Source organism: Demequina sp., assembly GCA_024707205.1.
Classification (GTDB): Bacteria; Actinomycetota; Actinomycetes; order Actinomycetales; family Demequinaceae; genus Demequina.
This window is the reverse complement of sequence record JANQAD010000001.1, coordinates 650,064-671,504: the sequence shown is the minus strand read 5'-3', so window position 1 is coordinate 671,504 and position 21,441 is coordinate 650,064. Positions and strand designations below refer to the sequence as shown.

The 21,441-nt window shown below is 66.9% G+C and carries 22 protein-coding genes, 1 tRNA gene and 1 pseudogene; 15 read left to right on the top strand and 9 right to left on the bottom strand.

Going from position 1 to position 21,441, the window contains the following annotated elements:
• Positions 1 to 11: 11 nt before the first annotated feature.
• From NVV57_03440 to NVV57_03430, 3 genes are all read left to right on the top strand, one after another.
• Positions 12 to 800 (top strand): DsbA family protein, encoded by a 789-nt coding sequence (locus NVV57_03440; protein MCR6711788.1) that lies wholly within the window; start codon positions 12 to 14, stop codon positions 798 to 800.
• 78 nt (positions 801 to 878) lie between these two features.
• Positions 879 to 1,643: a DsbA family protein gene (locus NVV57_03435; GenBank protein MCR6711787.1), complete on the top strand. Its 765-nt coding sequence runs from the start codon at positions 879 to 881 to the stop codon at positions 1,641 to 1,643.
• A 45-nt stretch (positions 1,644 to 1,688) separates the two neighbouring features.
• Positions 1,689 to 1,761: transfer RNA gene (locus NVV57_03430), tRNA-Thr, on the top strand.
• Positions 1,762 to 1,815: 54 nt separating this feature from the next.
• On the opposite strand, the gene NVV57_03425 is transcribed toward NVV57_03430, so the two are convergent.
• Positions 1,816 to 3,021 (bottom strand): Fic family protein, encoded by a 1,206-nt coding sequence (locus NVV57_03425; GenBank protein MCR6711786.1) that lies wholly within the window; start codon positions 3,019 to 3,021, stop codon positions 1,816 to 1,818.
• A 306-nt stretch (positions 3,022 to 3,327) separates the two neighbouring features.
• Between NVV57_03425 and NVV57_03420 the strand changes: the two genes are divergently transcribed.
• The 3 genes from NVV57_03420 to NVV57_03410 are packed head-to-tail and all read left to right on the top strand — an operon-like array spanning position 3,328 to position 5,026.
• Positions 3,328 to 3,726, top strand: a complete 399-nt coding sequence (locus NVV57_03420) for a hypothetical protein (protein ID MCR6711785.1) — start codon at positions 3,328 to 3,330, stop codon at positions 3,724 to 3,726.
• Positions 3,727 to 3,734: 8 nt separating this feature from the next.
• Positions 3,735 to 4,253: a signal peptidase I gene (locus NVV57_03415; protein MCR6711784.1), complete on the top strand. Its 519-nt coding sequence runs from the start codon at positions 3,735 to 3,737 to the stop codon at positions 4,251 to 4,253.
• On the top strand, positions 4,253 to 5,026 hold the full coding sequence (locus NVV57_03410; GenBank protein ID MCR6711783.1) for a hypothetical protein: 774 nt from the start codon (positions 4,253 to 4,255) through the stop codon (positions 5,024 to 5,026). Before NVV57_03415 ends, NVV57_03410 begins: the two co-directional genes overlap by 1 nt.
• 55 nt (positions 5,027 to 5,081) lie before the next feature.
• Here the strand turns inward: NVV57_03410 and NVV57_03405 are convergent, their stop codons facing one another.
• The 4 genes from NVV57_03405 to NVV57_03390 form a co-directional block, all read right to left on the bottom strand.
• Positions 5,082 to 7,544 (bottom strand): Ig-like domain-containing protein, encoded by a 2,463-nt coding sequence (locus tag NVV57_03405; GenBank protein ID MCR6711782.1) that lies wholly within the window; start codon positions 7,542 to 7,544, stop codon positions 5,082 to 5,084.
• 137 nt (positions 7,545 to 7,681) lie between these two features.
• A complete protein-coding gene (locus NVV57_03400; GenBank protein MCR6711781.1) occupies positions 7,682 to 8,506 on the bottom strand; it encodes a hypothetical protein in 825 nt (274 codons plus the stop codon).
• 174 nt (positions 8,507 to 8,680) lie between these two features.
• Positions 8,681 to 9,970 carry a dicarboxylate/amino acid:cation symporter gene (locus NVV57_03395; GenBank protein MCR6711780.1) on the bottom strand — a complete coding sequence of 430 codons (1,290 nt, stop codon included), beginning with the start codon at positions 9,968 to 9,970 and terminating at the stop codon, positions 8,681 to 8,683.
• 358 nt (positions 9,971 to 10,328) lie between these two features.
• Complete coding sequence (locus tag NVV57_03390; protein MCR6711779.1) at positions 10,329 to 10,994, bottom strand: uracil-DNA glycosylase; 666 nt, start codon at positions 10,992 to 10,994, stop codon at positions 10,329 to 10,331.
• A gap of 94 nt (positions 10,995 to 11,088) precedes the next feature.
• Here NVV57_03390 and NVV57_03385 point away from each other — a divergent pair, with 94 nt between their 5' ends.
• The 3 genes from NVV57_03385 (at position 11,089) to groL (ending at position 13,827) form a co-directional block, all read left to right on the top strand.
• Positions 11,089 to 11,382 (top strand): DUF3263 domain-containing protein, encoded by a 294-nt coding sequence (locus NVV57_03385; protein ID MCR6711778.1) that lies wholly within the window; start codon positions 11,089 to 11,091, stop codon positions 11,380 to 11,382.
• Between the two features lie 19 nt (positions 11,383 to 11,401).
• Positions 11,402 to 11,989: a LytR C-terminal domain-containing protein gene (locus NVV57_03380; protein ID MCR6711777.1), complete on the top strand. Its 588-nt coding sequence runs from the start codon at positions 11,402 to 11,404 to the stop codon at positions 11,987 to 11,989.
• Between the two features lie 212 nt (positions 11,990 to 12,201).
• Entirely contained in the window at positions 12,202 to 13,827 is a 1,626-nt protein-coding gene (gene groL, locus NVV57_03375) for a chaperonin GroEL (GenBank protein ID MCR6711776.1), read from the top strand.
• Positions 13,828 to 14,062: 235 nt separating this feature from the next.
• Here groL and NVV57_03370 read toward each other — a convergent pair whose 3' ends face one another.
• Entirely contained in the window at positions 14,063 to 14,332 is a 270-nt protein-coding gene (locus NVV57_03370; GenBank protein ID MCR6711775.1) for a DUF4031 domain-containing protein, read from the bottom strand.
• A 38-nt stretch (positions 14,333 to 14,370) separates the two neighbouring features.
• Positions 14,371 to 14,658, bottom strand: coding sequence for a WXG100 family type VII secretion target (locus tag NVV57_03365; protein MCR6711774.1), 288 nt, complete (start codon positions 14,656 to 14,658; stop codon positions 14,371 to 14,373).
• 179 nt (positions 14,659 to 14,837) lie between these two features.
• On the opposite strand from NVV57_03365, the gene NVV57_03360 reads away from it, so the two are divergent.
• Positions 14,838 to 15,218: a cold shock domain-containing protein gene (locus tag NVV57_03360; GenBank protein MCR6711773.1), complete on the top strand. Its 381-nt coding sequence runs from the start codon at positions 14,838 to 14,840 to the stop codon at positions 15,216 to 15,218.
• Entirely contained in the window at positions 15,218 to 16,093 is an 876-nt protein-coding gene (locus NVV57_03355; GenBank protein ID MCR6711772.1) for a DUF3027 domain-containing protein, read from the top strand. The genes NVV57_03360 and NVV57_03355 overlap by 1 nt, the downstream gene beginning before the upstream one ends.
• Here the strand turns inward: NVV57_03355 and NVV57_03350 are convergent.
• Positions 16,090 to 16,926, bottom strand: coding sequence for a CAP domain-containing protein (locus NVV57_03350; protein ID MCR6711771.1), 837 nt, complete (start codon positions 16,924 to 16,926; stop codon positions 16,090 to 16,092). The two genes, NVV57_03355 and NVV57_03350, sit on opposite strands and share 4 nt — an antisense overlap.
• On the bottom strand, positions 16,923 to 18,047 hold the full coding sequence (gene serC, locus NVV57_03345) for a phosphoserine transaminase (GenBank protein ID MCR6711770.1): 1,125 nt from the start codon (positions 18,045 to 18,047) through the stop codon (positions 16,923 to 16,925). The genes NVV57_03350 and serC overlap by 4 nt, the downstream gene beginning before the upstream one ends.
• Here serC and manA point away from each other — a divergent pair.
• The 4 genes and pseudogenes from manA to NVV57_03325 all read left to right on the top strand — a co-directional run bounded on the left by manA (position 18,046) and on the right by NVV57_03325 (position 21,231).
• A complete protein-coding gene (gene manA / locus NVV57_03340; protein MCR6711769.1) occupies positions 18,046 to 19,068 on the top strand; it encodes a mannose-6-phosphate isomerase, class I in 1,023 nt (340 codons plus the stop codon). The genes serC and manA overlap by 2 nt on opposite strands.
• Complete coding sequence (locus NVV57_03335; GenBank protein ID MCR6711768.1) at positions 19,065 to 19,208, top strand: hypothetical protein; 144 nt, start codon at positions 19,065 to 19,067, stop codon at positions 19,206 to 19,208. The genes manA and NVV57_03335 overlap by 4 nt, the downstream gene beginning before the upstream one ends.
• A 9-nt stretch (positions 19,209 to 19,217) precedes the next feature.
• Positions 19,218 to 20,548: pseudogene (locus tag NVV57_03330) on the top strand (UDP-glucose/GDP-mannose dehydrogenase family protein).
• On the top strand, positions 20,545 to 21,231 hold the full coding sequence (locus tag NVV57_03325; protein ID MCR6711767.1) for a metal-dependent transcriptional regulator: 687 nt from the start codon (positions 20,545 to 20,547) through the stop codon (positions 21,229 to 21,231). Before NVV57_03330 ends, NVV57_03325 begins: the two are co-directional and overlap by 4 nt.
• Positions 21,232 to 21,441: the final 210 nt, after the last annotated feature.

The following is a 21,441-nucleotide window of genomic DNA, read 5'->3' as shown; positions in this document are numbered from 1 at the left end:
TGGAGGGATGAATGGCAAACAAGAAGCAGGACCCAACCGACGCACGGGCGGCCGCCAAGGCCAAGGCTCAGCAGGCCGTCAAGGCCAAGGAGCGCAGGACCACGGTGATCATCATCGCCGTCTCGCTCGTGGTGATCGCGGCCTTCGCCGGCATCGTGTACTTCATCGTGAACTCGTCGAAGGTCCCCGCGCTGTCCGACGCTCATGCGCCAGCGGTGGCCGACGAGACCGGTGGCATTCCGGTTGGCACCGGCGGCGTTGCGGGAGTCGACGTGCCAACGGACGTCACGCGGGTTGACCTGTACATCGACCTCATGTGCCCCGTCTGCAACCAGTTCGAGCAGATCAACGGCGCGGACCTCAACACCCTCCGCGAGGACGGCACCATCGCGCTGTACTACCACCCCATCTCGATCCTCGACAGGGCGTCCTCGGGCACCAAGTACTCGACACGTGCGGCAAGCGCCGTAGCTGTCGTGGCCGATCAGGACCCGGCTCACTTCCTCGACTTCGTCGGCGCGCTGTACAACAACCAGCCGCAGGAGAACACCACGGGCCTCTCTGACGATGAGATTGCCGCCATCGCCATTGGCGTCGGCGTGCCTGCGGACATCGCGAGCGAGCTCAAGAACGGCGAGTTCGAGAAGTGGGTGACCGCGGCGACGGATCAGGCCTCGCAGGACGGCATGAGCGGAACCCCAACCGTCATGGTCAACCGCGAGATCCTCGACCCCAACCAGGTCAACTACTTCACGCCGGGAACCCTCAAGGCCTACCTCGAGCAGCTGGCCGCGGGCTAGCCCCGTCCTTAGTCCCAGGTGATGCCTCTCGCCGCCCGTTAGGGTGGCGAGAGGCATCACCCACTTAGGGGGTACGGAATGGCAAGCAAGAAGGACGACGCTGCGAGGGCGCGAGCGGAAGCCAAGGCCAAGGCGCAGGCCGAGCTCAAGGCGAAAGAGCGTCGGACCACCGTGACCATCGTCGCGGTGGCTCTCGTGGTCATCGCCGCTCTCGCGGGCGTCATCTACTTCATCGTCGATTCCTCGAAGGCCCCTGGCATCGGCGACGTCGTCACGCCGGCGGGCGCGGACGAGACCGGCGGCATCCTCGTCGGCTCCGCCGAGGGCACGCACCGCGCGGACGTCTACCTCGACTTCATGTGCCCGTACTGCGGCCACTTCGAGGAGATCAACGGCCCGGTTCTCGACTCGTTCAGCGCTTCCGGCGACCTCACCGTCTACTACCACCCGCTCGCGTTCCTTGACCGCTACTCCGCAGGCACGAACTTCTCCACGCGCTCGGCGAATGCGGCGGCTGTCGTCGCCGACCAGTCCCCCGAGCACTTCTCCGCGTTCTTCGAGGCCATGTTCGCCGACCAGCCGGACGAGAACACGCCCGGGCTCACGGATGAGCAGATCGCGGACATCGCCGTCGGCGTTGGCGTCCCGCAGGAAGTTGCGGACACGTTCAAGGACGGCAAGTTCAACGACTGGGTGCTCGCCGCAACGCAGCAGGCGTCCATCGACGGCGTAAGCGGCACGCCCACGTTCATGATGGATCGCGTCATCGTGGAGCAAACTCAGGTTCCCTACATGCAAGAAGGCGTGCTCGAGCAGTACCTCACGCAGCTCTTCGCCAACTAGCGGGAACAGGCCCGACGCTGCCGCCGGTATCCTTGATGCCGCAACGCTGGCATGGCGCAATTGGTAGCGCACCCGACTTGTAATCGGGCGGTTGCGGGTTCAAGTCCCGCTGCCAGCTCTCTGATCGCGTCGGCCAAGCAGCGCGGCCGCCCGGATGGCTGCCGAACCGGAGCTAAAGTCGGCGTCGCGTGGCTCGTTCCGCAAACGAGTCCATGATCTTCAACACACCGTCGGCCTGCCACAACCGGTTGCGCTTGTCCGCGCTGTACTGGTGCAGCACGCCTGCGCGCTGGAGCACTTCAATGGCGTTGTAGGCGCCTTGTCGGGACACTCCGAGCGCGGTCTCCACGTAGTCAGAGGACACGACGGGCTGTGCGAAGAGGTGGTCTGCAAGACGCCACGCGATCGAGTCGGAGCGGGCCTTGATGGTGCCCAACCACTCGTCACGCAGCGTGACGGTATCGGAGGCGAGGGTGCGCCCGTTGACGACCGCTCTCTCAGTGGCTGCCGCGAACACGGACACCAGCTGGTTCACGTCGCCGTCGCGGTAGGCGCCGAGCGCAGCGAAGTACGAATCGGTGTCGCCCAAGAGCCCCGCGGAAATCGGCACCGTGGTGTCTGGGGTGAGGCGCGCTTCGCGAAGCATCACGTGGACGAGAGCGCGCCCGGTGCGACCGTTGCCGTCTGAGAACGGGTGGATGGTCTCGAACTGTGCGTGCGCCACGACTGCGGCCACCAGGGGCGATTCGTGGGGCTTCGAGCTGAACCGCACCAGGTCTTCGATACAGCCGGGCACACGCTGGTACGTGGGTGGGATGAAGTCGGCGCCATGGGGACTGATGTCGGGCCGGCCGATCCACACGGGGCCGTCGCGCCACACGCCGGCAATCTCCGGGTCTGACTCGGATAGCAGAGCGTTGTGGATGGCGAGGATCGAATTGGGGGTGACGGGACCCTCTACGGCTAGGGATTCACGCATCGCGGTGACGTTGCGGGCGACGAGCGACGCGTTCTGGCTGGCCTTGAGCCCCAAGGTGGCGACGGCAAGGTTGCGGGCATTGGAGGTCAGGTGCTCGATCTGCGAGCTGGACGCCGACTCGGTCCTGAGCAGTACCGCAGGCATGGGGACGGGCAAGCGTGCCACCTCGGCGTTGAACGCAGCGATCGCACCCTCAGCAGTGGTCGCTTCACGCACGGTACGGACGTCGAGCAGCTCCAGTGGCTCCAGGTCCGAGATCTGCGCGGGGACCGCAGCTTGGTAGGGCGTACGTTCCAGGCGAGTGACCGTCACGATGTCAACGCGACCTTCGAGACGCTCCGGCAGTCGCCACGTCACCGGCTCATAGGACACGGCGGTGGTCCGCGGTTGACTTGGCATCGTCGCCTCCCATCCTGGAACAGCATGCGCGCTTATTCAAGGCTAATCCCTTACCCTGTGATACACAAGATGCTAGTTCAAGGATGCTCTCGGGCGCTACAACCGCGACGAATCCTGGGACCAACTGCCTAGGCCGAGGCTTGGCATGAATGAGAAAATCGACACGTGTTGAAAGACCAGCACCCGTCGCAAGAGGATCGTGCTCACAGCGCGCCAGCGGGACGGCCTCACCGTTGCGGCGAGGATCGTTGATGTAGCAGTACTCACGGGCCGATGCCGCAGCACCACCCGAACCAGGAGTACCCCATGAAGAAGGCCACTCGTAAGTACCTGGCCGCTGGACTCGTCATCGTCGGTGCGGCGGGACTGTCCCTCGCAGCAGCCTCGACTCTCGCCGTGACGACCAGCAAAGAGGTCGCGATCGGCTCCGGAACCTTCGCCCCGTGCGACGCCGACGGCGTCAACGTCGGCTACACGTACCAGAAGTCCGGCACCGCGTACATCATCAAGGACGTGACCGTGAGCGGCATCGACGCGGCGTGCAAGGACGAGAAGATCGCGCTGACGCTCGCGAGCGCTGCGGGCACCGAGCTCGCGACCACCACCTCCACCGTGTCCGGAACGTCGTTCACCTACGACGCCACCTCCAAGGCGATCCCCCTGTCCACCGACATCGGCGACGCCACGGTGATCATCAGCGGCTGAGCCGGCTGATGACCGAGCAGTCAGTCGCCAGCTCCGGCGCGGGCCTCACGGAGGACCGTACGCGCCGGGGCTGGCGCCTGCTCGGATCCATCGCCTTGTGGGCGACGCTTGCGGTCCTCGCCTTCCTCGTCTGGCCCGCGAAGTTCGGCGGGCATGCGTCCTTCGTGTTCGTCTCCGGCGAGTCGATGACCCCCGGCTACCAACCCGGTGACCTCCTCATCGCGTGGCAGACGGAGCCGACGGTCGGCGACGTGATCGTCTACGCGCCCGATGGCTTCGGAGGCGCCCAAATCGTCCACCGCGTCATCGGCGGCGACGCCGAATCGGGCTGGTCAGTTCAGGGAGACCACAACACCTTCGTGGACCCGTTCACGCCGAAGGGCGATGAGGTCCGCGGGGTAGTGCAGGTGCACATCCCGCACGTGGGCGCCGTCATGGGCGTGCTGTTGAGCCCATTCCTGTGGATAGCGCTGTTCCTGCTCGCCGCCGCTGTCCTCGTCTGGCCCGCGAAGGAAGGAGACGAGTGATGCGCAAGCGCTGGATCGTCGCCGCCGTCGCACTCCTCGCCGCGCTCATCGTGGGCGCCACCGCGGCCAACGCCGCGACCCTCGGAGTCACTACCAAGAAGGAAGTCACGCTCACCAAGTTGCAGCGTTGCGCCGCCTCCATGAACGGGACAACCCCGGTGGTCAAGACGACCCCCGCGAGCGGCACCACGATCACGGTGAGCGCGCTGCCCGCTGCCTGCGCCGGGCTGAGCCTCAAGATCAACTTGCACAATGACTCCGGAACGGTCATCGCCACCGGAACCACAGCGTCGGCCGCCGCCACGCAGACGGTGACGGTCGGCACGTACGCGAGCGCGAACGTCTCCGCCGCCATCGCGACCATCGGCGGCTGGATCTTCCCCACGAGCTGGAACGGCGCTGCCCCCGTAACGCCAGGGTGTGTTGGCCTCGACGCGAGCGGCAACGCGACGTCGCAGTCCTGCACCTTGACGATCGGCACCGTGGCCACGTGGACCGCGAACGGCCACCAGTATTCGCAGTTCCAGTTCAGCGCGGTCACGTCCGCGGCGCTGTGGAAGGTGACGTTCAACTTTGCCGACACCGCCAAGTGGGCAGGCTTCACGCCAACCGTCGTGGTCAACAACCAGAACGTTGCGCTCGCGAGCGGCTACTCGTGCTCGAGCCTGCCGATCTTCCAGGGCGTCGAGGCCAACCCCGGTTGGGGCTCGGCAAACGGTGACCTCATCATCACCAACGATCCCTCGTATGGCGGAAACAAGCTGTGCGGGTGAAGCACAAGGGACCGGCCGCGACGCCCCACGCTCCGCGACCGGCCCCTTGTGTGTGCTACTTGGTGACCTTGATGGAGGCCCCAGCAGCGGTCTTCGCCGCGTAGTTGGCGTCACCGGCATACGCGACCGAGGCAGTCCACGTGCCCTTCGCCAGCTTCGGCACCGAGATGGTGACAACGCCCGACTTCAGCGTGCCGGTCACGGTCTTCTTGCTTGAACCCTTCTTGAGGGTCACCGTGACCTTGCCGGTTGCCTTCGCGAGGCCCGACGGCGCGGTCACCGTCACCTTGTAGGTTCCGGTGGCGGTGGACTTGGGCGTCTTGGAGACGGCCCCCGCCACCTTGGACACGGCAGACTTCGAGGACACAACGGACGCTCCCGCGACCGTCTTCGCCTGGTAGTCGGCGTTGCCCGCGTACTGCACCGACGCCGTCCACGTGCCCGCAGGCAGCTTCGGAACGGTGAGCGTCGCCACGCCCGAGGCGAGCGCCCCGGTCACGGTCTTCACCGTCGAACCGTGCGTGAACGTCACCGTGACATTGCCCGTCGCCTGGCCAAGGCCCGACGGGTGGGTCACCGTGACCTTGTAGCTTCCGGCCTTCTGCGGCGTCGGCTTGGTCACCACGGCTCCCGCCGCGGAGGCGACGTGGGTCTTGGTGACGGTGAGTGTGCCGCTCTCGGTGAAGGGGAGCAGCTGGCCGTCGCCCGGGTAGGTGATCGTGAACGGGTGGTCTCCAGCCGAGAGGCCGTGAACCGTGAACTGCGCCGCACTCTGCGCCACCGTCACCGGGTAGTCGGTGCCGCCGATGTTCAGCGTCGCGGTGCCAGCCGGCACGCGGCCGTACTTGTTGGCGATAGCGAGGTTAATCGTGGCGTCCGTGCCGTAGGCGACATCGGGGGCCGTGACGGTCCGCGTGGACTTCACCGCACCCGGCAGACCGCCGAAGAACACGTCCAGCTTGTCGAGCGCCTCCTGGGCGAAGGACACGTTGGCGAGCGCCTGCTCATACTGGCTCTTCTGCGGGTCCACCAGGGTGCTCGTGTCCGCCGGGATCGCGAAGTTGAGCCCGATCTGGTCGGACGGCTGCGTGAACCACCAGTTCGTCATGTACTCCTTGAACGTCGGCAGGCCCGTGGAGGCGTCGGTGTTCTGCTTAATCCACTGGCGCTTGACGCTCGAGCTCGACGGGCTTCCACCCGTGCCGCGTTCGTAGTTGATCAGGAAGGGCACCTGCAGCTTGCGCACCACGTCCGGGAACGAGGTGAGGTTGCCGCTGGGGTAGTACGAGACGCGAGTTCCCGTGTTGGGGTCGTACTCGGTGACGAGGTTCCTGAAGTACGTGCGCACCAGGTCGCCGTAGACGTACGACGGACGGAAGTTGAACGTCGTGCCGCTGTTCGCGTTGTCGCGAACGTGGATGGGGTTGGCGCCCTGGTTGGTCCCGTTGGTCTTGCCGCCGTCGAGAACGAGGTCGAAGTTGTACACCGTCACGTCATTCGCCACCGCGTTCTGGTTGACGAACTTGATGACGGCCCTCGTGTTGGGGCACCACGTGCCGCCAAAGAGGATCGCGAAGTTCGCGCCCGCGGCGTTGAGGTTGAGCAGGTGCACTAGTTCGGGGTAGGTGACCTGCTTGACGTTCCACCCGTTCGCGTTGTCGGCGTCCTTGAGGATGTCCCCGCCATAGCGAGCGATTCCCGCCTCGGTGCCGCCGTTCTGCTGCGACTGGATGAAGTTGTTCGACGCCTTCCACCCGTAGAACTGGCTGATCTGGTCGATCGCCGCGCCGCCGCCGATTGCCGCGACCGCGGCCGTCACGCCGGCAGTGGGGTCCTCCGTGGTCGAGAGGTTCACGAAGTCGACGACCTTGTCCGCGACGTCCGCGACCTTGTGGTCCTTGTCGTAGACGAAGAACACGTCGTCGGTGGAGGACACCGCGGGGGTCTCACCGGTCCGCAGGTCCCACGCGGGGTTGACCGAGTCGTTCACCACGGTGTCGTCGAGCGTGACCGTCACCGAGTTGGCCGACGAGTTCGGCACTGACTTGACGCCGTTGCCCAGGTACTGGCCGATCACGTTGTTCCACACGTTGCCGAAGATCGTCTGCGACGACGCGGCGAGGTTGATCGTGGAGGGGTTGCGGACGTCAAGCTTGCGGTTGGCGTCCGTGTAGCCCGTGAGGTTGGGGTCGAACCAGTAGATCTTGGTGACGCCGGCGGCCCTCGCCGCAGCGTCGGCCTGCTGCACCTTGGCCTTGAAGCCAGCGTCGTTCGTGGAGCCCACGATGAACGCGAACTGGCCCGGCTGCTGCAGAAGCCACTGGAACCGGTCGTAGGTTGCGGTCTCGACGACCGTCTCCGCGGGCAGCCCGAGGGCGTCCGCGAGGTACGTGGTGTCGACGGAGGTCGACGCCGTCCTGTCCGGGGTCGCGTACGCGGCGGCCCCGATAAACGGCGTGACAGCTACCGCGAGTCCTGCCGATGCGGCCGCCAGGCGCCGCACTGTTGTTGCTTGCATGAGAGTCTTCCCTTTGTTGGATTTTGGGTGTGCTTCGCTCACCCTGGGTGCCGTGCCGTTGAGGCGGCTCGCTCCCGGGCGAGGTGGGGACTGAGGGTCGAGGGCTGCGGGTCAGCGCATGCTGCGGGCGCTACACATCACGCCAACCCTCCAATCGCCTTGCGTTCGCGGCCGCGGCGCACGAACCAGGTGGCCCCGTAGGCGACGCCTCCCGCGGCCGCGAGGCCACCCAGGATCGCGATGCCCGCTCCTGGGCCCGCGCTGGAGCCGGAGTCCGTGCCGGCCGCGACGGCCGCCACCGGAGAAGCGTCCACGGTGGGCGTGGCGGACGGCGACTCGGTCGCCACCGGCGATGCGCTCGGCGTCGCCGACTCGCCGCCGAGGATCGGGCTCGGGGACGCGGACGGGCTGGTGGCGGTGTCCGATTCGGTCGCCTTGGTCGTCGTGCTGGTCGTGGACTTGGTGCTGCCGGACGTGGTGCTCGTCGACTTTGTGCTCGTGGACTTTGTGCTCGTGGACTTTGTGCTCGTGGACTTTGTGCTCGTGGACTTGGTGCTGCCGGACTTGGTGCTTCCGGACGTGGATCCGGAGCTCGAGCCGCCAGAAGAGGAGCCGCCGGAAGAGGATCCGCCGGACGAACCCGAGTCCTGTTTGGCGAGCCACTCCTTGTATCCGGTGGCCCTGTCCCACTCGGTCCACGGAATCCACTGGCCGTCCGCGTAGTACACACGGTTCTTCGCGAAGTCGAACCACGCGCCGGGGATGTAGGTGCACTCGTAGTCGTCGTAGCCGGGCAGCGTGTCCTGGCCGTCCGTATACGTCTGGCCGTCGTCGCCTGTGACCGTGATCTTGTGCGGGTTGTCGGCGGGATTGGTGACGTCGGCACTCGCGGCGGGCGCGATGCCGAGCACCAGAACGGCGAGGCCAACGGTCCCGATGGCGAGGCTTGCGGTGCGCTTCATGATCAGCTCCTGTTCGCGCCCGCGAGCGCGGGCTCAGTAGTGGGGTTGAGTTCTTCTTGCCCGACGCTCGCCGGGGCTTCGGCGACGTCGTCGCCTTGGGTGGGGGAAGCGTCGGGCAGAGGGGTGACCTGGCCCGTCTCTTCATCGAAAGTGGCCCTGCCGTTGAAGATGTCTTCATTCAGCAGGCCGACTTGGCGGGCGACGATCGTGGCGCTCGTTGCGGCCGCGGTGACGTTGGTGGCCGTGCGGGCCATATCCGCAATCATCGAGATCGGCAGGGTGACCGCGATGAACTCGAGCGGCAATCCGGCTGCTGCCAGGACCGTTGCGGCCGCGACCGTCGCGGTTCCCGGCACGCCTGCCACGCCGATCGAGACCACTGTCGCGAGCAGCGCGAGCACCAGGTAGTCCTGCGCGGTGTAGGGGATGTTGTACGCGTTGATGCCCCACACGGCGATGAGGACGGGCCAGATGCCCGAGCACCCCTGGCATCCCGATGGTGGTGCCCAGGGGTGCCGTGAAGTGGGCCACCTCCGGGTGCACGCCCACGCGCGTCGTCAGCACGCTTGTGGTCACGGGCAGGGTGCCCACCGAGCTCTGCGTGGTGAAAGCGGTCACCTGCGCGGGGAAGATCTTGCGGAAGAACGCGACAGGGGAGACGTTGGCCACGGTCCGCAGCAGCAGCCCGTTGACGATGTAGAGGTCCGCGAAGCACACGACCCACGCGACCACGAGCAGGCCGATCAGCGACCAGAACTTGTTCGTGAGGTTGACCGAGTCGGCCACCACCGTCGCGGTTAGGGCCAGCACCGCGTACGGCGTGAGCTTGATGACGTAACCGACCGCCTTGTAGATGACGAGGCGCAGGGCCTCGATGCCGGTGCGGAACGGGCGCACGCCCTTGGGGTCCTTGCGGGCCACCGCGAGGTAGGCGATCGCGAGCGCGATCGAGATCACGATGATGGGGATGATGTGGTTGGAGCCGAGATCGCCCACCACGTTGACGGGGAAGAAGTTCACGACCACGTCCGTGAAGCTCTGCACGGAGTTCTCGAGCACGTTGAGCTCCTGGCCGCCAAGGGTCTCGTTGACGCCCTTGCCGATGCCGAGCGAGATCGCGACGCCGAGCGTCAGGATCACTGCAATGACATTGGTGACCATGAGCCAGCCGAAGCTGCGCAGCCCCACGGTCTTGAGCTTCTCGAGGCTGCCGAGGCTCGTGATGGACGCGATGATCGACACGACCACGAGCGGCGCCACCGAGGCGAGCAGGAGGTTGATGTAGATGCGGCCGATGGGCTCTATCCACTCCGAGTGGCCGCGACCGGCGAGGCCGATCACGATCCCGACGCCGAGCGCGCTGAGCGTCAGCAGGCTGAAATTGAAGCGCCTGCGCGCCAGGAAGAAGATGCCGACATACGACGCCGCTACGGCGCCGAGCATGGCAAGGGCAGGCCAGTTCACTGGTTTTCTCCTAGAGGGTGTGGGGCTGGTGGGGCTTGCGTGGTGCTGCTGGGGCGCGTCGCTGCCCGACGCTGGTGCGGCTTCAGGCCGACATTCGGCGGTTCGCGGCGCAACACGAGGAGCGGCACATCGAGGTGCTGGCGTAGATCGCCATCTCTGCTCTCCCTAGGTCGCGGCGCGGGGCGCTGGGCGCGCTCCGATCACCAATGACATACTAATACCATCGGATAGGTAGGAATTGCAAGCACTGGGTGTTGATCCCGACCCCAGCGTTGGGCCCTTCACTGCTCTCGAATGGGCTTCTAGGTACGCCAAACTCAAGTTTCGCGACACTCAGTGCCCATTCGGGGAACTATGGCTAGGGGATGGCCCAGCGGATAGGCGCCGCTCCCTGGGTTTCGAGTGCGGCATTCGCCCTGCTGAACGGCCGTGAGCCGAAGAATCCGCGGCTAGCGCTCAGGGGCGACGGGTGCGCGCTCTCGATGCGCGGAACGTCGGCGAGCATGGGCGCGAGCGACTGCGCGTCGCGCCCCCACAGGATCGCGACCAGCGGCCCGCCGCGCGCCACGAGCGCCCTGATCGCGTGCTCGGTGAAGCCCTCCCAGCCCTTCCCGCGGTGGCTCGCCGCGACTCCAGGACTGACGGTGAGGACCCTGTTGAGCAGCATGACGCCTTGGGACTGCCACGCGGTGAGGTCACCGTTCGCGAGGACCTCGCCCGTGTCATTGCGGAGCTCCTGCGCCATGTTGAGGAGCGACCGAGGCATCGGGTGCCCCGGCGGCACCGAGAAGCTGAGGCCCACGGGGTCGCCCGGTGTGGGGTAGGGGTCCTGGCCGACGATGAGCACCCGCACGTCCGCGAGCGGGGTCGTGAACGCGCGGAGTATCGCGTCCCCTGCCGGAAGGTACCCCCGGCCTGCCGAGATCTCCTCGCGGAGGAAGACCCCTAGCTGGGTGAGCGTCGGCTCTTGGGACGCAAGCGCGTCGGCCCAATCAGGGGCCACCTGCTCGCGCCACGACGCCATGCCGCCACCCTAATAGTGAGCCGGCCACAGCGTCGGGCCGCCTAAATGACACCAATGTGATTCGCGAGTACGCTGGCCTTTCAAAGGGAGGATCATGGACAACACGGCACGCGCAATCGCGCCCCAGGCGCCCGCGCCGCACGTCGCACCGCTGACCGAGCGCGACGCCGACATCCTCACCTTCGAACGGCAGTGGTGGCGCTATGCGGGCGCCAAGGAGGACTCGATCCGTGAGCTGTTCTCCATGAGTGCCACGCAGTACTACCAATTGCTCAACGGACTCATCGACACCGAGGCCGCGCTGGCCCACGATCCGATGCTCGTGAAGCGCCTGCGCCGCATGCGCGCTGCTCGCACACACGGGCGCGCGCGGCAGTGGTCCGACTGACCCAAGGTACGCTTCACCCGTGAGCGACCAGTACCCGCCGGACGAATTCGACGAGATCGCCAAGCACGGGGGACCCGTCGGCGTCCACCGCGCGCCGCGCCCTTGGTGGTCGCGGCTCGTGGCTCCCGTCATCGTCTTCCTCATCGCCGGAGGCGCGGCCTTCTTCATCGCGAGCTACCTGTGGAGCCGCGACGTCAAGACGCCTGACGAGCCGACGCCGACCATCACCGAGAGCTTCGAGGCGACGGTGACGCCGTCCCCGACCTCGAGCGCGGTGCCGTCCGCGACGCCGACTTCGACGCCGTCCCCCGACCCCACTCAAGAGGTCAACTTCGACGCGAAGGTGACGGTGCTCAACGGGTCCGGCATCTCCGGCCTCGCGGCCAAGAGCCAGACGGTCCTCAAGAACGGCGGCTTCACGAGCGTCGGCGCGGACAACCTCACGGGCACCAAGCCCTCGGCGAACGTCGTCGTCTATGTGAGCGACGACCTCAAGGCGACGGCGCAAGAGGTGGCGAAGCAGCTGGGCATCTCCAAGATCGAGCAAGGCACGCCAGAGAAGAAGGTCGACGTCGAGGTTCACCTCGTCACGGATCCCTCGAAGTAAGTGTGTCCGCGCCGCGCGAACGCGGCCGATGCCCGTTTGCACTCTCCGGGTGAGAGTGCCAGAATCGCATTAGCACTCTCGACCCGAGAGTGCTAACCAGACCTCGGCTTCATGGGTGAGGTGCGGGCATCGGCGTGACGTGAACGCCGGAGGCTCACACCGTCCGTCGCGGGCACCAACGAAGCCACCACCTTGAAAGAGGAACCACCCCCATGGCAAAGATCATTGCCTTTGATGAGGAGGCCCGCCGCGGCATGGAGCGGGGCATGAATGCCCTCGCTGACGCGGTCAAGGTCACGCTTGGACCCAAGGGCCGCAACGTCGTCCTTGAGAAGAAGTGGGGCGCCCCCACCATCACCAACGACGGCGTGTCCATCGCCAAGGAGATCGAGCTCGAGGAGCCGTTCGAGAAGATCGGCGCCGAGCTCGTCAAGGAAGTTGCGAAGAAGACCGACGATGTTGCCGGTGACGGCACCACGACGGCCACCGTGCTCGCCCAGGCGCTCGTACAGCAGGGTCTGCGCAACGTCGCGGCCGGCGCCAACCCGATCGCCCTCAAGAAGGGGATCGAGAAGGCCGTTGAGGCCGTGACCGTCGAACTGCTCGCCGCCGCCAAGGAGGTCGAGACCAAGGAGGAGATCGCCGCGACCGCTGGCATCTCCGCCGGTGACCCCGCCATTGGCGACCTCATCGCGGAGGCGATGGACAAGGTCGGCAAGGAGGGCGTCATCACGGTCGAGGAGTCGTCCGCTCTGGGCCTCGAGCTCGAGCTCACCGAGGGCATGCGCTTCGACAAGGGCTTCCTGTCCGCCTACTTCGTGACCGACCCCGAGCGCCAGGAGGCCATCCTCGAGGACGCCTACGTGCTGCTCATCGAGTCCAAGGTGACGTCCGTCAAGGACCTCGTCCCCGTGCTCGAGAAGGTCATGCAGACCGGCAAGCCGCTCGCGATCATCGCGGAGGACGTCGAGTCCGAGGCGCTCGCGACCCTCGTGGTCAACAAGATCCGCGGCACGTTCAAGGCCGTGGCCGTCAAGGCCCCTGGCTTTGGCGACCGCCGCAAGGCGATGCTGCAGGACATGGCGATCCTCACCGGCGGAACGGTCATCTCCGAGTCCGTTGGCCTCTCGCTCGAGAACGCGACGCTTGACCTGCTGGGCCAGGCCCGCAAGGTCGTCGTGACCAAGGACGAGACCACGATCGTCGAGGGTTCCGGCGCTTCGGAGCAGATCGAGGGGCGCGTGCGTCAGATTCGCGCCGAGATCGAGAACTCCGACTCGGACTACGACCGCGAGAAGCTCCAGGAGCGCCTCGCCAAGCTCGCTGGCGGCGTCGCCGTCATCAAGGCTGGCGCGGCCACCGAGGTGGAGCTCAAGGAGCGCAAGCACCGCATCGAGGACGCCGTTCGCAACGCGAAGGCCGCCGTCGAGGAGGGCATCGTCGCCGGTGGTGGCGTGGCCCTCATCCAGGCGGGCGCCAAGGCGTTCGCGAAGCTGCAGCTCGAGGGTGACGAGGCCACCGGTGCCCGCATCGTGGAGATCGCCATCAACGCGCCGCTGCGCCAGATCGCGATCAACGCCGGCCTTGAGGGCGGCGTCGTGGTCGAGAAGGTCAAGACGCTCCCCGATGGTCACGGCCTCAACGCCGCGACCGGCGAGTACGAGGACCTTCTGGCCGCGGGCGTCAACGACCCGGTCAAGGTGACGCGTTCCGCGCTGCAGAACGCCGCGTCCATCGCGGGCCTGTTCCTCACCACGGAGGCCGTCGTCGCCGACAAGCCCGAGCCCGAGTCGGCCATGCCCGCCGGTGGCGGCGACATGGGTGGCATGGGCTTCTAAGCCCCGCAACTTGAGGCCCCCTCCCCGTACGGGGAGGGGGCCTTCTGCTTTTCTAGTGGCGCGTGGGTTCCGTCCCTCGAGGATCCTCGACCCCCAGTGGCGGATGAGTTCCGTTGTGGGCGGTCCGGCAGCACGGGGAACGAGGTTGGAACTCACGTGCCGCCAGGGCCCGCCAACCACGAAGATCCGGAACTGAGGCTCCACTGGGCGCGTTCCGTGGGGCTGGCGCTGAGGATTAGGCGCGGCGCTGCGCGCCGGTGACCCGCAAGCCGGACGCCCGCAGTCGCCGGACCAGCTCCCGCGAGTCCACGAGGGTCACGCCGAGCGCCACGAGTTCCTCGTAGCGCTCGGCGGGCACGTCGTAGTGGTCGCGGTCGAAGCCGCGCTCTGGGATTCCGGCCGCCGCCGCGAACTCGTGCAGTTCCTCCAAGGACGAGTCGGACACGAGATGGCCCCACACACGCCCGTGCGCGGGCCACAGCGGGGGATCGAGGAGGACCGTCACGGTCCCATCAAACCCCACGCGAGCGGGCGCCGCGGCGACTACTGCGCAAACATGCGCGCCGCGGTAGCCTCCGCGTCCGCATAGCCGGTGGCCGCGGCAGAGAGCGCCTGAGTGAGGGACGTCAGCGCCGCCTCCACCTGTGCCTGCGCGGACCGCCACTGAGTGAGGACGCCCGCGAACGCGGCAGACGCCTGACCTTGCCAGGTGCCGTCGAGCGCCTGCAGGCTGCCCACGAGCGCCGCGACCTCCGTGCGGATCGTCTCGCCCGAATGCGCGGCCCGCGCCGCCGCTGTCGCGACCTCGTCCGAATCAACGTGATACAGCATCGCCTTCTCCTGTCTGTAGTGAGTGCTGGCGACGCTACGCGGGAAGCCGAGCACAGCGTCGGGCACGCTGTGCCTGCTGTGGACAACTGGCGACCAGTGGGGTCCTGGGGACGCGGGTCGCGCTCCGGGTAGACTGTGGACGCGCCGAACACGCGGCGCAGCGAGTTAACGAGGTTGATGTGCCCACCGGAAAAGTGAAGTGGTTCGACTCCGACAAGGGGTTCGGCTTCATCGCAGGCGACGACGGCGGCGAGGTGTTCCTCCACGCCAGCGCGCTGCCGGCGGGCGAGACCGTTCGCCCCGGCGCCAAGGTGGAGTACTCCGTCGCCGATGGCAAGCGCGGCCCGTCCGCGCTCACGGTGACGATCCTCGAGCCCGTGACGACCCTCTCGCAGACCATGCGCAAGCCCACCGACGACATGACGGTCATCGTCGAGGACCTCATCAAGATGCTCGACGGCGTCTCGAACTCGCTCCGCAAGGGCCGCTACCCCGAGGGCGACAAGGGCAAGAAGGTCGCCGCCGTTCTGCGCGCGGTCGCCGAGCAGCTGGAGGCGTGATGCCCGACGCCGTTCTCGCCGAGGCGATCGACGTCGCCCGGGACGCGGCGATTGAGCTCGCGGAAGACGCGGCCGCCGTTGGCGAGCACCTGGGTGCCGTCGAGGACGGCGACCGCAGCGTCACGCACACCTTCGCGTGTCTGCTTCCGGGCTACCGCGGCTGGGTGTGGACCGTTACGCTCTCGCGCGCGCCGCGAGGCAAGGACGTCGGCGTCGACGAGGCGGCCCTCATGCCTGCCGACGACGCCCTGCTCGCGCCCGCGTGGATTCCGTGGGCGGAGCGCATCCAGCCGGGCGACCTCGAGCCGTCCATGGTGCTGCCGCTCATCGAGAACGACCCTCGGCTCGTGCCCACCTATGAGGTGAGCAAGGACGAGGACGCGATGCAGATCTGGGAGCTGGGCCTTGGACGCGAGCGGGTGCTCGGCGCCGAGGGGCGCGAGGACGTCGCCACGCGCTGGTACCGCGGCTCGCACGGCCCCACGGCTGCCGCGGCCATCGCGTCGGCAGAGCCGTGCCAGACCTGCGCCTTCTACGTGCCGCTTTCCGGATCGCTGCGCCTCATCTTCGGGGCGTGCACCAACGAGTGGTCGCCGTCAGACGGCAAGGTCGTGAGCGTGGACCACGGGTGCGGGGCTCACTCGCAGACGAGCGTGGAGCACGGCCCCACTCAGTGGCCCTCCGCTGATCCCGTCTTCACGTCCGACGCTGTGGTCGCCTTTGAGCTGGGTGGGTCCGACGCTGTGGTTGAGCCAGAAGCTGCGGTTGAGCCAGAAGCCGTGGTTGAGCCAGAAGCTGCGGTTGAGCCAGAAGCTGCGGTTGAGCCAGAGCCGGAGCTCGAGCCTGTCGCCGAAGCGCAGGAGCCGACCGCTTAGCGGAAGTTCTCCGTCGCGTACCAGGTGTTTCCGTCGCTCGAGCTCGCGATGCCTGCACCCATGGACGAGTAGTTGGGGTTCATGAGGTTGAGGCAGTGGCCCTGCGAATACACGAGGTTCTTGTGCATCTTGTTGACCGCGCTGGACGCGGAGTAGCCGCCCGAGCTGTAGACCACCGCGACGTTCTCCGCGCCGGGGCGGTTGGGGTTGTGTGCGAGGCCGTCGATGAGCTTGCTGGTCTTCTTGTCCACGGCAACCATGTGCTTTGACCAGGACGTTGCGGTGCTCGCCATAGACGACGACCACGAAAGCGCACCGATTCCCAGCTTTGCGCGCTCCTTGTTCACGGCGGCGAGCAGGGCCTTGCCGGTGGAGCCGGAGGTGCTCACAGGGTTGGATGGGTTCGCGCAGAAGCTCTTGTAGCTTCCGGTGGACTTCTTGACCGTCTTCTTCACCGTCTTCTTGACGGTGGTCTTCTTGACCGTCGTAGTGGTCTTCTTGGCCGTGCTCTTCGCGGTGGTCTTCTTGACCGCCGCGGTCTTCGCGACCTTCGCCGCTTCCTTGGGCTTCGGCATGGTGACGGTGATCTGCTGCGTCGCGGCCGCGAGGCTCACGGAAGTCTTGGGGGCGATCACGCCATGAGTGACGAGGGCCGTCGATGACACGTCACCGGCGCCGCTCGCGCTCGTCGAAGCGTGAATCGGGTCCACGTAGTTGGGACCGGCGACGAGCAGGGTTGCGGCGATCGCCGCGGGGAGGGTTCCCAGCAGGATGATCGGGATGCGGCGACGGCGGGGTCGGCGCGGGTCCAGGACATCCTGCTGTTCGGTCATGTCACCAATCTCTCCACAATGAATTCCAGGCAATTGATGAGAGCGGAGACATCGTCGGGATCTACAGCGGGAAATACGCCAACGCGAATCTGGTTCCTGCCGAGCTTCCGGTACGGGTCGATGTCCACGATCCCATTTGCCCTCAGGTGTCGGCGCATCTCAGCTGCGTCGACCCCTGAAGGCAGGTCCAAGGTAGCGACGACAGGTGACCGATTTATAGGGTTTGTGATGTATGCCTCAATGTGACGAAATTCACTCGCCCATGCGTAAAGACGCCCTGATGAGTCGGCTGTTCTGGCCGCGGCGAACGCCATTCCACCCTGGCTGAGAAGCCACTCCAACTGCGCTTTCATGAGCACCAAAGTGGCCACGGCCGGGGTGTTGAGGGTCTGGTTGGCGCGCGAGTTCTCGAGCGCGAGCGCCAAGGACAGGGTGTCCGGGATGTAGCGACCGCTGGCGTTGACGCGCTCGATGCGCTCGATCGCGGCGGGCGACAGGATCGCGAAGTACAGGCCGCCGTCCGAGGCGAAGTTCTTCTGCGGCGCAAAGTAATAGGCGTCGATCTGGCTGACATCGACGTGAGTGCCTCCCGCCGCGGAGGTCCCGTCGACCACGGCGAGTGCGTCGCCGATGCCCTCCGGACGGCTCACGTCCGCGATGGCTCCGGTGGACGTCTCGTTGTGAGGCCATGCGTACGTGTCGATGCCGTCCTCGGCCTTTGGCGTCACCACCGAACCGGGCTCGGCGGTGAGGATGCTTGACGGCCCAAGGTGCGGCGCCCTGTCGGTGGCCAGCGCGAACTTGTTGCCGAACTCGCCGAACGCGCAGTGCTGAGCGCGCTCGTCGACGAGGGAGAACGCTGCGGCGTCCCAGAACAGCGTCGACCCGCCGTTGCCGAGGATCACCTCGTACCCCTCCGGTATCGAGAAGAAGTCCGCGAGCATCGCGCGAATGTCACCGACGACGTTCTTGACGGGCGCCTGGCGGTGCGATGTGCCGAGGATCCCGGGCTGCGCCGCGACGAGGGCTGCGAGCTGCGCGTCGGAGACCTTCGACGGGCCGGAGCCGAAGCGTCCATCCTTGGGCAGCAGGTGCTGGGGGATCATGATCTCGTCGGTCATGGCTGACATCGTACGGGCGCGGCCCTGGCATGATTGCTGGGTGATCCGCATCGGCCCGCGACTCAAAGCGTTCGCTTGGGGCCAGCGCGACGCTCTGCCCCAGATGCTCAAGGTCGACGGCCATGACGGACCTGTCGCGGAGGCGTGGTTCGGCGCCCACGAGACGGATCCCTCCACGCTCGACGACGGCTCCGACCTCGCCGCGTACATCGCCTCGGACCCCCAGGCCATGGTGGGCGGCGATCGCCTCCCGTATCTGCTGAAGATCCTCGCGATCGCGTCTCCCTTGTCCCTTCAGGTGCACCCGACCTCCGACCAGGCCCGCGTGGGCTTCGATGCCGAGCAGGAGTCGGGCTTGTCCTCCTCCGCTCCGGAACGGACCTTCAAGGATCCACGTCACAAGCCGGAACTTATCGTCGCGCTCACGCCGATGCGCCTTCTCGTGGGGCTCCGGGATCCGCGCGAGCTCACGAGCGACCTGCGGGCGCTCGGTGCCGACGACCTGGTGCAGTTCACCGAAGGCAAGGAGTCTCTCCTTACCTATGTGATGGCGGTGCTGGGCGGTGACGCGAATCCGGCGACCGTCGACCGTCTCGCCCTGCTGCCGGAAGGCGACAGCGCGAAGGCGCTCGCGGGACGCGCGGCGCGCGCCTTCCCCGGCGACCCCGGCGCGCTCGTTGCGCTCGCGATGAACCCGGTCCTGCTGCAGCCCGGCCAAGGGTGCTACGTGCCGCCGCGAGTGATCCACTCCTATCAGTCGGGCATCGGCGTGGAGATCATGGCGAACTCGGACAACGTGGTGCGCGGAGGGCTGACGCCCAAGGCCATCGACGTGGAGAGGCTCGAGGCCATCCTCGACGCGCAACCCGCGGCGCCGCTTGTCCCCTCGGTCACCCGTGAGGGGGCCGCGACCACGTACACCGTTCCAGCTCAAGAGTTCGCGCTGGTGCGCGTCGAGCGCGGGGCGGTGACCCTGCCCCCCAGCCCCGTATCGTCCTCGCCCTTGGGGGCGCAGAGGTGACCACAGCGTCGGGCATGCTCACCCTTGCCCCCGGCGAGGCGGCGTTCGTGTCGATGGCCGACGGCGAGGCAACAGTGAGGACGGATGGCGTCGCCTTCATCGCCCGTCCAGGCGGTGAGGGGACCGGCGCCGAACGATAGGCTCATGCCATGGCCCGCATTTCTGTTTTTGGCACTGGATACCTTGGAGCAACGCACGCGGCCGGCATGGCCGAACTCGGCCACGAGGTGGTCGGCGTGGACATCGATGCGGCGAAGATCGAGCGTCTCGCCCGCGGTGAAGTGCCCTTCTTCGAGCCCGAGCTTCCCGAGCTGTTGCGCACGCACGTGGAATCCGGCGGCTCCGCTTCACCACCGACGCGAGCGAAGCCGCTGAGTTCGCCGATATTCACTTCATCGGGGTCGGCACGCCCCAGAAGAAGGGCGAGTATGCCGCGGACCTGCGGTTCGTAGACTCGGTCATCGACACTCTCGCACCGCTGATTACCAGGCCGTCTGTGATCTTCGGGAAGTCGACGGTGCCGGTGGGAACCGCGGCAAGGCTCGCCGCAAGGGTGCGCGAGCTCTCGCCGGCTGGGGACGACGCTGAACTCGCCTGGAACCCCGAGTTCCTGCGCGAGGGTTTCGCCGTCGCGGACACGCTGCGCCCTGACCGGCTGGTGCTCGGCGTGGACCCGCAGCGGCCGGGTCGCGCGGAGGCGGTCGCCCGCGAGGTGTACGCGACGATCCTGGATAGAGGCACGCCGTTCATCGTGACGGACCTCGCCACCGCGGAACTCGTGAAGGTCAGTGCGAACGCGTTCCTCGCCACCAAGATCTCGTTCATCAACGCCATCGCGGAGGTCTGCGATGCGACTGGAGCCGATGTGGTGCAGCTCGCCGACGCCATCGGCCACGACGAGCGCATCGGCCGCAAGTTCCTTGGCGCCGGGCTGGGCTTCGGCGGCGGCTGCCTGCCCAAGGACATTCGCGCGTTCATGGCGCGCGCGGGCGAGCTTGGCGTGGACCAAGCGCTGACGTTCCTGCGCGAGGTCGACGCGGTCAACCTTCGACGCCGGGCGCACGTCGTTGAGCGGGCAACCGCCCTGGTCGGCGGCTCGCTGCGCGGCGCGCGCGTGGCCGTGCTCGGGGCCGCCTTCAAGCCCAACTCGGACGATGTGCGCGATTCGCCCGCGCTCGACGTTGCGGGGCAGCTCCACCTTGGCGGCGCCGCCGTGCGCGTGTTCGACCCCCAGGCCATGGAGAACGCGGCCGCGCACTGGCCAACGCTCGCCTACGCGACGTCCATCGAGGACGCAGTCACGGACGCGGATGTCGTGGTCGTGGCGACCGAGTGGAGCCAGTTCCGCACCGCGGACCCTGAGGCGCTCGGCGCCCTCGTCGCTGCGCGCAGGGTGATCGACGGCAGGAACTGCCTGCCGGCGGACGACTGGATCGCGGCAGGCTGGACCTACATCGGCATGGGACGTCACGCGGGATGACCGACCTCATCGACACGACTGAGATGTACCTGCGCACCATCTACGAGCTGCGAGAGGACGGGGTCGTGCCGATGCGGGCGCGCATCTCGGAGCACCTTGGTCACGCGGGACCCACGGTGTCCCAGACGGTGGCGCGCATGGAACGCGACGGGCTCGTGATCGTCGACCCCACCGACAGGCACCTTGAGCTCACCCAGGAGGGAGAGCTCATCGCCACCCGGGTGATGCGCAAGCACCGCCTCGCGGAGCGGCTCCTCACCGACGTCATCGGCCTCGAGCTGGCCTTCGTCCACGAAGAGGCGTGCCGGTGGGAGCACGTGATGAGCGAGCGCGTCGAGATGCGCGTTGTCGAGCTCATCGACGGGCCCCTGGTGTCGCCTTACGGCAACCCGGTGCCCGGTCTGGATGAGCTGGGGGTGAGCCGCGAATCCGCTCGGAACCGGGACGAAGTGCCTATCGCAGAAGTTTTTTCTGGGACCAGTGTTGAGGGGTCGGTCACCCGGATTGGGGAGACGCCGCAGGCGGAGCCCGAGTTCCTCGGCGACTTGGCCGCTTTAGGGTTTTTACCAGGCAATACGGTGAGCGTGCGGAAGGCGGAGCGAGGCATAGAACTGACCGGTCCCCACGGTGCGATGACCATCACCGAAGACGATGCGCGGCACCTGTTCATCCGTCTCGAATGAACTTTCTGGCGAATCTTGGGTACCATCGACGACTAGTGACAACTTGAGGATGATCCTCTTAGGGAGCCCAAACAAGAGGGAACGAGTTGCGGCGGCAACACGTTGAGGCTCCGGAAACATCGACGCGCACAGGGCGCGGAAGGAACGGAAATTTGACTTACGGATATATGCGCGCCAGGACGCGCGCGGTGGCGGCAGCAGCCTCCGCCG